This is a genomic window from Rothia sp. HMSC065D02 (assembly GCF_001815285.1).
GTDB lineage: Bacteria > Actinomycetota > Actinomycetes > Actinomycetales > Micrococcaceae > Rothia > Rothia dentocariosa.
Genome location: NZ_KV820091.1, coordinates 73,916 through 85,568 on the forward strand (window position 1 = coordinate 73,916; position 11,653 = coordinate 85,568).

At 54.3% G+C, this 11,653-nt stretch carries 10 protein-coding genes; 2 read left to right on the forward strand and 8 right to left on the reverse strand.

What is annotated here, in order from left to right; genetic code table 11:
* Nucleotides 1-586: 586 nt before the first annotated feature.
* Nucleotides 587-1,720 (reverse strand): acetate/propionate family kinase, encoded by a 1,134-nt coding sequence (locus HMPREF3016_RS06765; protein ID WP_004005800.1) that lies wholly within the window; start codon nt 1,718-1,720, stop codon nt 587-589.
* Between the two features lie 138 nt (nt 1,721-1,858).
* The gene (locus HMPREF3016_RS06770; protein ID WP_004005801.1) at nt 1,859-2,950 is read right to left on the reverse strand and encodes a diacylglycerol/lipid kinase family protein; all 1,092 of its coding nucleotides are present in this window, start codon (nt 2,948-2,950) and stop codon (nt 1,859-1,861) included.
* A gap of 581 nt (nt 2,951-3,531) precedes the next feature.
* Here HMPREF3016_RS06770 and HMPREF3016_RS10815 point away from each other — a divergent pair.
* Nucleotides 3,532-3,660 (forward strand): cell division protein FtsL, encoded by a 129-nt coding sequence (locus tag HMPREF3016_RS10815; protein WP_080513857.1) that lies wholly within the window; start codon nt 3,532-3,534, stop codon nt 3,658-3,660.
* Between the two features lie 157 nt (nt 3,661-3,817).
* On the opposite strand, the gene HMPREF3016_RS06780 is transcribed toward HMPREF3016_RS10815, so the two are convergent.
* From HMPREF3016_RS06780 to pheA, 4 genes are all read right to left on the reverse strand, one after another.
* Nucleotides 3,818-4,600 (reverse strand): ABC transporter permease, encoded by a 783-nt coding sequence (locus HMPREF3016_RS06780; RefSeq protein ID WP_070741242.1) that lies wholly within the window; start codon nt 4,598-4,600, stop codon nt 3,818-3,820.
* Nucleotides 4,590-5,531, reverse strand: coding sequence for an ABC transporter ATP-binding protein (locus HMPREF3016_RS06785; protein ID WP_070741245.1), 942 nt, complete (start codon nt 5,529-5,531; stop codon nt 4,590-4,592). Before HMPREF3016_RS06785 ends, HMPREF3016_RS06780 begins: the two co-directional genes overlap by 11 nt.
* 812 nt (nt 5,532-6,343) lie before the next feature.
* Complete coding sequence (gene serS, locus HMPREF3016_RS06790; protein WP_070741248.1) at nt 6,344-7,648, reverse strand: serine--tRNA ligase; 1,305 nt, start codon at nt 7,646-7,648, stop codon at nt 6,344-6,346.
* 111 nt (nt 7,649-7,759) lie between these two features.
* On the reverse strand, nt 7,760-8,725 hold the full coding sequence (gene pheA / locus HMPREF3016_RS06795) for a prephenate dehydratase (RefSeq protein WP_070741435.1): 966 nt from the start codon (nt 8,723-8,725) through the stop codon (nt 7,760-7,762).
* A gap of 140 nt (nt 8,726-8,865) precedes the next feature.
* Here pheA and HMPREF3016_RS06800 point away from each other — a divergent pair, with 140 nt between their 5' ends.
* Nucleotides 8,866-9,795: a hypothetical protein gene (locus HMPREF3016_RS06800; protein ID WP_070741251.1), complete on the forward strand. Its 930-nt coding sequence runs from the start codon at nt 8,866-8,868 to the stop codon at nt 9,793-9,795.
* A gap of 135 nt (nt 9,796-9,930) precedes the next feature.
* Here the strand turns inward: HMPREF3016_RS06800 and HMPREF3016_RS06805 are convergent, their stop codons facing one another.
* Both HMPREF3016_RS06805 and HMPREF3016_RS06810 read right to left on the reverse strand, forming a co-directional pair.
* Nucleotides 9,931-10,794: a spermidine synthase gene (locus tag HMPREF3016_RS06805; RefSeq protein ID WP_070741254.1), complete on the reverse strand. Its 864-nt coding sequence runs from the start codon at nt 10,792-10,794 to the stop codon at nt 9,931-9,933.
* Between the two features lie 274 nt (nt 10,795-11,068).
* The gene (locus HMPREF3016_RS06810; RefSeq protein ID WP_037231395.1) at nt 11,069-11,389 is read right to left on the reverse strand and encodes a thiamine-binding protein; all 321 of its coding nucleotides are present in this window, start codon (nt 11,387-11,389) and stop codon (nt 11,069-11,071) included.
* Nucleotides 11,390-11,653: the final 264 nt, after the last annotated feature.

Here is an 11,653-nt window from a genome sequence, read left to right on the forward strand (position 1 = left end):
ATTCCGCGGAATTATACTCATGAAACATACAAGGTTTCATGGGAGGAACATACCGCGAGGGTTTTTCACACCGGAGGCCGCGAACATACATGCCCAAAGTCCTGCGACCCCAATTTTTCTGCACCTCGTTGTATATGTCATCTAAGTGAGTGATAGATGTGATATACCTGTGCCAGTTTTGATACAAAGAATGCCAGCATTTCCCCACACAACCACGAATAGAGAATGCACACCATTCTTTGTATCTATTAGTTCATCTGCACAAAGCATTCTGAACCGAAACAACTATAGCAAATTTTATGCCGTTAAGTAATTTAAATAATGACTAAAATAATGTGTCAAATATTATTTAGATATAAAGTTCAACATTCCCTCGCCTTACGCTTATTCTTGATGCCCTGCCCCTAGAGTTTTTATCGCCCAAAGCCGCGTCTGCACCTTCGTGCCAGCCTTTTGCGCCCGGGACGCCGGACGCCCTCCCGCACATGCTAAAAAGGCTCTTGAGCGTGAATAAAGCACGGAAAATCTCGCTTATTCACGGTCAAGGGCCTTTAGCATCCCCGAGGGGAAGAAGTAGAAGATACTGCTACGCGACGAGCTCCTCGGTAGCCTCGGCGATCGCCTTCTCCTCGTTGGTGGGGATGACGAACACGGCGATGCTCGAATCCTCGGTCGAGATCAGGCGCGGTTCGGGGGAACGCTTCATATTCTCTTCCTCGTTGTAGCGAATACCCAACGGCGCCAGGCGATCCAGCACCAGCTTGCGGAAGTCGCCGGAGTTCTCGCCAATACCTGCGGTGAAAATAAGCGCCTGCGCACCGCCAACCACCAGGTTGTAGCCGCCGATGTACTTCATCAGGCGGTATGCGGTCATATCCAGAGCCAACTGTGCACGCTCATCGCCCGACTGCGCAGACTCCACCACCTTACGCATATCGTTGGAACCCGCCAGCGCCAGCAGGCCGGACTCCTTGTTGAGAATGGTATCCAGGCGTTCCGCGTCGATCTCGGGGTCGCGGGTGAGAATCGTGGTCAGCGCAGAGGGGTCAATATCGCCCGAACGGGTACCCATCACTAGACCAGCCAGAGGAGTGTAGCCCATCGACGTATCCACGGACTTTCCGCCCTTCACGGCAGTCACGGATGCGCCATTACCCAAGTGCGCCACCACACCGTTGAACTCGTCGCGGGCAATACCGAGCATATCTGCGGCAACATGAGAGACATATTCATGGCTGGTGCCGTGGAAGCCGTAGCGGCGAATACTGTACTTATCAGCCAGGTCATAAGGAATAGCGTAGCGCCAGGCGTGCTCGGGCATGGTCGAGTGGAATGCGGTATCGAACACAGCAACCTGCGGCAAATCTGGCCACGTGTGGAAGGCAGCACGCATACCCTTCACGTGCGCGGGGTTGTGCAGAGGCGCAAGCGGTGAGAGCGCATCGATCTCGTCGATCACCTGCTCGTTGAGCAGCACGGGGTGGGTAAACTTCTCGGCACCCTGCACCACGCGGTGACCGATAGCCTGCAGCTGACGACCGTGCAGCACGCCTTCGAGTTTCTCAGCCATCATGTGCAGAGCGACTTCGTGGTCGGGAACGTCAGTGCCGATATTTTCGATAAGCCCTGAGGTAATCATTTGCTCGGCTTCAGGCGCAGAGGTGTCGCGCACCTGGTATTTGAGGGATGAGGAACCCGCGTTCACAACGAGGATAAGCATGAACTTCTCTTCTTTCTTGAAACAAACTTTCATCTCATTTTCGCACTAAAAAGGTGTTTAAAGCGAGATAACCGGTGAAGACACCACATCAAAGAAGGTTAAGCCACATAAACACAGGCGCTCGGGCGGGTCGAGGTTCTAGGTTGTGAGCGCATCCGGGTGCACATTCACGCTGAGAGCGCTCGGCACGATGCGCGCCTGCAGCCTGATCGCCGAGGGTGCTAAATCGCCGTCGACTTCAATAGGCTGGGCACCCGAAAGCATGTCCAGTGAGACCTGATGTCCCACATAATGGCGCATGACCGGCAGAGAGGTGCGCGATGAACCGGGCAGGGCGCGGCGAACCACTTTTGCGGTCAGAAGACCCCATTCCAGGATGGTGCGCGGCGATACGATGATCACTTCGAGGTTGCCGTCATTAACCTCGGTAATATCGGTCAGCTGCAGTCCGCCCTGCAGCCGCCCGCAATTGGCGATGAGCACCGAACGCGCACGTGCTTCGAAAGGTTCATCGTCGTCGAGCTGTATTCTGACCTTGTGGGAGTGCCCGAAGATATGGTTCAGCCCGCTGTGCACATAGGCTAACCAGCCGATACGCGCTTTAAGGTCTTCGTTGGCGTCGTTCATGACGAGCGCATCAAACCCGGCGCCGCTCATCACGTAGAACATGTGGTTAGTAACGTCGCCTTCCGCCGATTCGGCGCTCATGTCGATAGCATCGACCATCTGGTGCGTTCCGTTGAGCGCAATGTTAATGCAGGCGGCTATATCGGTGATAGGCAGACGCAGGTTGCGTGCCAGCAGGTTGCCTGTCCCCAGCGGAATAATACCGAGCGTGACGTCTTTGCCCCGACTCCTGGCTTCTTGAATGGCGGCGGCGACCGCGCGCACGGTTCCGTCCCCGCCGACCGCGAGCAGGGTATCGACGCCCCGATCGATCAGATCGCGAGCAGCCTGGGTGCCGGGTTCGTCGATACGAGTGGTACTCGCGAGAGCGGGTTTCCAGCCGTTGGCAACCACGGTACGTTCCAGAATATTAACTACCGCGTGGGTGCTCGACTTGCTGGGGTTATACACAATACCGACGTGCCGCTCTTGAGCGACGGGCAGGGTACTCCAGATTCCGAGGGGCGTAACGATGCGCTGCGCGTGCTTGCGAACACGCCGAGCAACCGCCGTGAGAGTCGCTGCCGCGGCGGATGCACCAACAAGGTTCCGAAAAAGGGACATATCTTTAGAGTACCGGGTGCAGCGATATTGAGTTTGCCAACACTGACGAAAAGCGCAGGTTTTAGAGAATCACCCAAATATTTGTCGGGTAAAGTTATTATTGCCCTCTTCGCAGGGTGGGTCCGCAGCACGCAATAGTAGATACATCCCTGCGTTGACTCCCGGGGCGGAGAGGGGGTGGGAAGGATGTCTTTCTATGAATTCATAGAAGCGACCCAAGCAATCCTGGTAAGTCTTATCCTTACCAATGGATCAGCTCAGGTCGTTTTCATCATCCATAACACTATCAAGCATATCCGTAATATCTTGAGTTAGTGTTACCCGCCAGGAAGGGGCTGGCAGGTCAGAGAGCCAGCTCCTTCCGCTTGATGCGGAAAGCAATAGTAGATATCCCCCATGTTAACACACTGATACTCGCAAGCGATGGCACCCGACTGCTCATCCTCTATCTCGCACCAAATCCACCACATACTTTTTAGGTAAAGGTAATACTGCCCTCTTCCCGGGGTGCGCCGCAGTACATCCATTTCAGTAAATCCCTGCGCGTTGATTCTTGGGGCAGAGGGGAGGTGAGTAGAGCCATGACGTTCTTCGAACTCATGGAAACAGCCCAAGCAATCCTGGTAAGTCTCATCCTTACCGATGGATCAGCTCAGGCTGTTTTGCATGCTCTTGATGCTCTCAAGGTTGTTATCCGCAACCTGAAGTAGTATCAACTCACAAGGAGGGGTTCGGTCGTTGCAATCCACCGAGCCTCTCCGCTACATACATAAAATTATGTAGCTTTCCATTTCAGTAATATCTTCATGCTAGCACACCGTACTTCCGCCGTTGGCGGGTTCCCCCGCACGATTGAGGGGGCAGAAACTAGACCCTGTGCGTATCCTTACTCAAGCACCAAGCCGCACCCGCCACAAAAATCACCAGCCACGCCACCAGGTTCACCAAAGCCCAAGGATCCCACTCCACCCCCACAGGCAAACGAGCCAAAACACCTAACCCGTACGACGGCAACCAATGCACAATATCCTGAAGCGCCTGAGGAAAAAAGGACAGCGGAAGAAACAACCCGCCAAACATAGAGAACACAGAGATAATAAGATTAATAAGCGTTTGCGCACTATCAGCAGACATAAAATAGCCCACAAAAATACCAAACGCAGCAAAAGCAGAACTGCCAGCAATAATAATGAGTGACGACTGCGCCGCCTGCCACGCATCCAAAGGCATACCCGTCACAAACCCCAGAACCATCATCACCACAACAGCGATAGCCCCCAGCAACATAGACGAGAGCACCTTCGTCATAACGTACCCCAAAGGCCGGAACGGCGTCAGCGCAAGAGCACGCGACCACCCCTGGACACGCTCAATCGGAATAGCAGCACCGACAGCCGAACTAGAAACAATAGCAGCATAGGCACTGAACCCGATCATATAGTAAGTCCCGCTATTCACCGACCCTTCCAGCCTGTCCCGCTGCGGGTAGGCGATCATAAAGAAGAACATAACAGGAAGCAAAATAGCCAGGAGAAAGATCCGCAAGTTACGGAACTTCCTGCGCAACTCTAACAGAACAACAGTGCTATTAATCCACACAGGACGCACTTGAGGAAGACTCGCCGCCTGGGCACTAGTGTTATTTGGCATTCTTGCGCTCTCCTTCGGAATCGGTCTCGGTCAGTAACACAAACGCATCATCTAAGGAAGACGATGTGATCTCCAGGTTCTTAGCGAACCCACCAGCAAGCATATGCGAAGCAACAACATCGGCATCAGCAGCAGAGATTTCCAAGCGAATACCGTGCAACGATACTGCACTCACACCATCAAGAGCACGAAGCTCCGCAAGACGCTCCTCAACCTGCTCAGACGTCCACGCATCATTGACCGTCGCACGCAAAGTAGAACCCCGCGCATACGACCTGATCTCGGCAGGAGTCCCATCAGCTACCACATGCCCCTGATTAATAACCACCACACGATCAGCAAACTCATCAACCTCAGCCAAATAATGAGTCGCAAACAAAACAGCACGCTGATGATCCCCCGACTGAGTCACCGACGCCCAAAAATCACGGCGACCCTGCACATCCATACCAGCCGTGGGCTCATCAAGAATCAAAAAATCCGGATCAGTCAACAACGCAATAGCAAAACGAAGACGCTGCTTCTGCCCACCAGAACATTTCTGCACAAGCGTCTTAGCATTACCCTCAAGCCCGGCCTGAGCCAGAACAGCAGAAACATTCTTAAGCTTGCCATACAAAGACGCCATATACTGCACGGTCTCTTTAACCGTCAAATCAGGAAGCAAACCACCATCCTGCTGCACAGCAGCAACACGCCCCGCCTTAACAGCACGCTGCGGAGTCGCCCCAAAAACCTCAACCGACCCAGCATACGGTTTAGCCAGACCCAAAATAATATCGACCGCAGTACTTTTCCCCGCACCATTCGGCCCTAAAAGAGCAACAATCTCACCAGGATTAACCGTCAGATCAAGACCATGCAAAACAGTAGTACTACCAAACTTCTGAACAACATCACGCATCACCACCGGAGACGAAGAATCCACCATCAACAGTTCCTTTCAAGAGCGATAAAGGCTGAATACATCTGTGTTATCACATATGAATACACACAAATGTAGTTACACCCATAAAAGAATTATTACTTTTACTGCTGAAGAGGTGAATGAATAGAAATAGAAATAATGTGTAGAAGTCTCAGGTGCGTACTTAAACACATACCAACAATACACCCAATATCATTCTATATGAACCCTGTTAAGTGAATGTGTAGACCGTATTTTCGAGCTTCCGCTTATATTTGTTAGGTAAAGTTAATACTGCCCTCTTCCCGGGGTACGCACGCGCCACGCATATCAAAGTGAAATCCCTGCGCGTTGATTCTTGGGGCAGAGAGGTGGTGTGGTTAGGATGTCTTTCTATGAATTCATAGAAACGACCCAGGCAATCCTCGTGAGCTTCATCCTCACGGACGGATCATCCTGGGTCGTGTCAGCCATCTATGATTACGTCAAGAACCTACTGGAAATCTTGAAGTAGTCCCCACCTGGGGCTCGGAAGTTCCCGCTTCTGAGCCCCTTCTTCGTGTGCGAAAAGATGACTTTGCATATCAAAGTAATATCATCATGCTATCACACCGCCATAGCTGTTTTATCAGCCTCTAGCGACTCGGCGAAGTACCCGTTTTTACACCACAGGAATAACCTCAGCATCACCCATATACGGGCGCAGTGCTTCAGGGATACGCACCGAACCGCCCGGATGCTGAGGGGACGGTGGGCCGCACCTTCCGAGCGCGCGAGGGAATCAAGGTGCGCCCGGAGTGGAGACCCACTCCAGCACCCCTCAAACTATCTCAAATCTACGACACGACCGGAATAACCTCAGCACCGCCCATATACGGGCGCAGTGCTTCGGGGATACGCACCGAACCGTCGGGCTGCTGGTGTGTCTCCAGAATCGCCACAATCCAACGGGTAGTCGCCAAGGTGCCGTTGAGGGTTGCGACCGCGCGGGTACGCCCCTTACGCACATTGCCCGCATCGTCTACGGTGTCTGCGGTGCGTTCGCGTATGTTCAGGCGGCGTGCCTGGTAGGTGGTGCAGTTCGAGGTCGAGGTCAGCTCGCGGTAGGTGCCCTGGGTGGGAACCCACGCCTCACAGTCGAATTTGCGTGCGGCAGAGGTGCCCAGATCCCCTGCGGCGGTATCAATCACGCGATACGCAAGGCCGCATTTTTGCAGCATTTCCTCTTCGAGGGCGCGCATCTGCTCGTGTATTTCTTCCGCCTGCTCCACCTGGCAGTAGACGAACATTTCGGCCTTGTTGAACTGGTGCACGCGAATGATACCGCGGGTGTCTTTACCTGCGGCACCGGCTTCGCGGCGATAGCAGGATGACCAGCCCAAGTATTTTTTGGGTCCGTCGCCAAGGTCGAGTATTTCATCCATATGGTAGCCCGCAAGCGCCACCTCCGAGGTGCCGACCAGGTACAGGTCGTCACGTTCGAGGCGGTATATTTCGTCGTCGTGCTTGACATTGAACCCGGTTCCGTTCATGATTTCGGGGCGCACGAGGGTGGGGGTTGTCATCATGGTGAAGCCGTTGGCTGTTGCCAGATCGAGTGCCATCCACATGAGCGCCTGCTCCAGGCGGGCAACCTGCCCTTTGAGGAAGTAGAAGCGCGAACCGGAGACCTTGGCGCCGCGCGCCATATCGATGCCGCCGATGAGTTCGCCTATTTCCAGGTGGTCGCGCGGTTCAAAACCTTCTGCGGCGAAATCGCGGGGGGTGCCGACTTCTTTGAGCACCACGAAGTCGTCTTCGCCGCCGGTGGGTACGCCGTCGATAATCAGGTTTTCGATGGAGCTTAGCAGCTCTTCATATTCGGCGGTTTTCGCCTCAGATGCCGCTTTCGCATTTGCCACGTGGGCGGCGAGTTCTTTCGCCTGCGCTACGAGAGCGGGTTTCTCTTCCTTGGGTGCCTTCGCCACCTGTTTACCGAAGGCGTTCTGTTCGGCACGCAGGTTCTCGTAGGTGCCGATCGAGGCGCGGCGTGCGGCATCCGCCTCAAGAATACGGTCTACGTGGGCTTCGTCTTTGCCGCGTGCTCGCTGGGAGGCGCGGAAAATCTCGGGGTTTTCGCGGAGGAGGTTAATATCAATCACATATCAATAGTACCCAGTCGCCCCCAGCCGTAAAAAGAGCCTTGATATAAATAAAGTGTTGAAAACCCTCTGTATTCACATCACGAGCGTTCTTATACGATCGCAGGGGGTTTAGCGTTTCAGATGCGCCGGTCGCCCACCCGGGAAGAGCGATTCCACCCAGGCGTGGGCCGCATCGAACGAATTCTCGGAGTGGATGCGCGGCGCAACGGTGGGCTGCCGGTCGGCACGCGGATATGATCCCAGGTATTTAATGCCGGGTGCTATGCGGTGCAGGCCGCGCAGGGCATCGCGCATTCGAGCCTCATAAATATGCCCGTCTGCATCCACGCTGAACATATAGGATCCCATCTGCCTGCCGGTGGGGCGCGATTCGATGCGTGAGAGGTTAACGCCGCGCGAAGCAAACTGTTCGAGCAGTTCCAGGAGCGCACCCGAACGGTTTTCGGGAGTTCCCTCTCGATTTTCGGGCAGAGGGATCGTGAGCGTCGTCTTATCGGCACCGGTAGGCTCTGGAATATCCGCGGTGCTGCTGATAAGCACAAACCGGGTGACGGCGTTTTTGTTATCGCCAATGTCCTCGGCGAGCACATGCAGGTCGGGGTGAGTTGCCAAAAGCGCGGGGGAACAAATCGCGGCATCATATGCGCAGGAAGGGTCAAGCAGACCCACGGCTGCTGCCGCAGTAGAGGAACCGGGTAGATACTCAGCGGTGGGGATAGTCTCATCTGCCCATTGCCGCACCTGGGCCCAGGCGTGCGAGTGGGTTGAAACGGTTTTAATATCTTCCAAAGCGAGCGGACGCGCCGCGACCAGCACGAACCTGATGGGCACCAGAACCTCGCGGATAATGCGCATTCCCTCGGAAACCGCGATCGCATCAAGAGTAGCGCTCACCCCGCCTTCGACCGAATTCTCAATGGGCACCATGGCGGCATCCACATCGCCACTGCGAAGACGTTCGAGCGCATTAGGCACGCTGGTGGCGGGAATGCGTTCGGCACCGACCACGCCGGGCACGGAAAGCAGGGCGGATTCGGTGAAGGTGCCTGAGGGTCCAAGGTAGGTGTATCGCATGGGTTCAATCTTAGCGCGAGGTGGGTTCGGCACCGCCACAAGCTCGCAGGATGAGACGTTATTTAACACAAGGTTGAGCTCTATGACGCATATCGTCTTCGTGCACTGAGTGGTGTTCATGTCGTGCCATACTTGAGGATATGTCACCCAACTTCACGCTTCTTGATCAGCTTTATACCCAGGAAAGGCTGCTTAATTCCGGGTATACCCGCACCACAATGCGGCGTAAACTACGCACAAAAGAGCTGGTCAGCGTGCTTCAAGGGGTGTATATTGCCGCATCGGTCTGGGATTCTTTTACTCCTTCCCTTCAAGTTTTAGCGCGCCACACCGCGCTGGCGCTGCGTGATTCTACATGTGTGTTTTGCCTGTCTTCGGCGGCGTTTCTATACGGTCTGCCGCTTCTGCATATGCCGCAGAATTTGCATGTGCTCGCCGGATATTCGGTGCGAGGGGCGGCGTCGGACGGCATTCTGGAGCATACAAACAATGAAGCCCCGGCGCAGGTGACGGTCTTACGCCCGAATTTTCGGGTTACCGAGCTCTCGCAGACCCTCCTGGATTGTGCCCGCACACTTCCCGTTCTTGAAGGATGCGCCCTTGTCGATGCCGCACTGCACCGTCGAATGCTTGGCCCCGAAGAGATTTTGCCGCGTTTGCAGGCTAGTCAAAATTCGGCGGCCACCCATATTGCCACGCATGCGGATGCCCGCAGCGGCTCGCTCTTAGAAAGTGTGGCGCGTCTGCAGTTGGTTGAGATGGGTCTTCCCGCGCCCGTGCATCGGCTGGATTTTGAAGCATATCTGCTGGGGACTTCGGATGCGCATACCTCGAACCGTGCCTCGGACTATGCGGGTGTGTACCGCATGTTACGCACCCAGCAAGCGAGTTTCGTGTGGCTCGAACAGCGGGTGGGTCTTGCAATGGTGGCTTCCGATGCCGCGCTTCCTCACGCGGATGCACCGACCCCCGAAGGTTGGCATATGGTTCAGGTTCGGTGGGAAGATTTTTATCCTTCTTCGCGGGTGCTTCGCGAGAAACTGCATCCTTATTTTCCGCAGCTTGGGTAAGTGCTTTTTGGGTACATAAAATATATTCCGATATAGGAATATAAGTGTTTGACTAGTATAAATATAAATTTATGCCGATATATGCCATATTCCCGATCAGGCATATAGCAGGTATCAGGGTTAGACAAATGCGATTTATGCACCCTTCCGGGCGAAGGCCCGAACCTTCTCAGTATCCCAATACTGGGCAGGTACTCCCCCACCCATGAGGACACGAGAAATAGATGCCGCCTCGGCACTTCCAAGCTGCGGAAGCGGAACATGCGAACCCACCAGAATAATATTTCCTCGCCGCCTTCCTTTGAGCATTGCAGAATCGGCCACAATACTCACGTATTCAAACACCTCAAGCAAGGCGGCGGCTTCGGCACGGGCGGCATTAAGCGTGCGGTCATCGCCGCAGTTGAGAATATACAGCCCACCGGGCACCAGGGAGTGATCAACCGTCCGCACGAAATCCACACTCGTAAGTTCCACCGGAGTTTTATCTACCGCGAACACATCGCGAATAACTACATCGCGCGATTCTGGCGCAAACGAGCGAGTGACGGTGCCTGCATCACCCACCCGAATTTTTACGCGCGGCGACTTAGGAATATCAAACCAGTCACGCACATGTTCGGCCAGCTTGGCATCAAGCTCCACAACGGTATTGCGTGAATTTGGGTATACGTCCGCGCAATAGCGCGCTAGAGAACACGCCCCGCCGCCCAGATGGGTGATACGCAGTTTTTCGGGATTAAGATGAGTCTGAATATGCGAGTCGAGAACCGCAACAATCCAGCGCATGTACTCAAAATCGAGCATGCGCGGCTGCCCCACTATTACATGCGAAGACTGCACACCGTTGATGAGCAGAAGCCAACCATCAGAATGGTAACCATCGGGCACAAGCTCAGCCTCACCGGTCGAAATGGGGTACACACCGGCAACCGCACCTGTTTTGTGCGGATGCTCGGCGCGGCGTGAGGCAGCGCTGCGGTTTTTCTTTTTCGCCATGCACATAAGCCTACGCTAGGTTCGGGCAGCAGGCAGGAATTCGAGTCCTAAACCGCGAACCTGCCTGTCGCTGCCCGAGCTACCGGGTCAGCCGTATATGCCGCATCTGGAATACAGTTGAGTGTTCCTGCGGCACACGTATTTCAACGGCTAGGAGTACCTTTACAAGGACTGTAAGCACCGCCCGTTACGCACGCATAGAGCATCGCCATGATAGCCGTTAATTCTATATGCCGCATACAACATATAGCCTTGTCAAGCCAGTATTCCGAGCTTATTTACCAGATTCCATCTGATCTATAGCCGCATTGAGACGCTGCACCTTACCCTCAATTTCGCCATGATCGTGACCGGGGCGAATATCGGCCTTGACCACCAGTGAGACGCGCGGGGCACGTTTCGTCACCGCCTCGGTAGCGCGTTTAATAACATCCATGCACTCGTCCCAGTCGCCCTCAATCGTGGTGAACATAGACCCGGTTTGATGCGGCAGACCGGAAGAACGAACGATAGATACGGCCTCGGCAACCGCATCGTGAACAGAACCGTCGGCGGAACCCCCGCCCGTGGGAGCTACAGAAAATGCAAACAACATATTTCAATCGTAGGTTCTCACACGAAAAATCTACAGAGGGCCGCTACACACACCCTGAGGACTTTCGCTGAAAGTACAAGAATTTTGCATAATCCTGCGTGAAAGCGACGTTTGATAGGGCGAGATATTTGATTGTGTGTTTAGTGCATGAAAACATGCTTTTCGCCACAAAAAGTTTCTCAAACCCCACCTAAAACCATATTAACTGCGAAAATAAGCACCAAAAACACACCATGATGCAGTCTTCAATCCCTCTCGCACCGC

Bases quoted from the DNA above. Each gene is read 5' to 3' on its own strand.
- HMPREF3016_RS06770 (WP_004005801.1), bottom strand. From the start codon at position 2,950: ATGTCCCTTTTTCGGAACCTTGTTGGTGCATCCGCCGCGGCAGCGACT.
- HMPREF3016_RS06785 (WP_070741245.1), bottom strand. From the start codon at position 5,531: ATGGTGGATTCTTCGTCTCCGGTGGTGATGCGTGATGTTGTTCAGAAG.
- HMPREF3016_RS10815 (WP_080513857.1), top strand. From the start codon at position 3,532: ATGACGTTCTTCGAACTCATGGAAACAGCCCAAGCAATCCTGGTAAGT.
- pheA (WP_070741435.1), bottom strand. From the start codon at position 8,725: ATGCGATACACCTACCTTGGACCCTCAGGCACCTTCACCGAATCCGCC.
- HMPREF3016_RS06780 (WP_070741242.1), bottom strand. From the start codon at position 4,600: ATGCCAAATAACACTAGTGCCCAGGCGGCGAGTCTTCCTCAAGTGCGT.
- HMPREF3016_RS06800 (WP_070741251.1), top strand. From the start codon at position 8,866: ATGTCACCCAACTTCACGCTTCTTGATCAGCTTTATACCCAGGAAAGG.
- HMPREF3016_RS06810 (WP_037231395.1), bottom strand. From the start codon at position 11,389: ATGTTGTTTGCATTTTCTGTAGCTCCCACGGGCGGGGGTTCCGCCGAC.
- HMPREF3016_RS06805 (WP_070741254.1), bottom strand. From the start codon at position 10,794: ATGGCGAAAAAGAAAAACCGCAGCGCTGCCTCACGCCGCGCCGAGCAT.
- HMPREF3016_RS06765 (WP_004005800.1), bottom strand. From the start codon at position 1,720: ATGCTTATCCTCGTTGTGAACGCGGGTTCCTCATCCCTCAAATACCAG.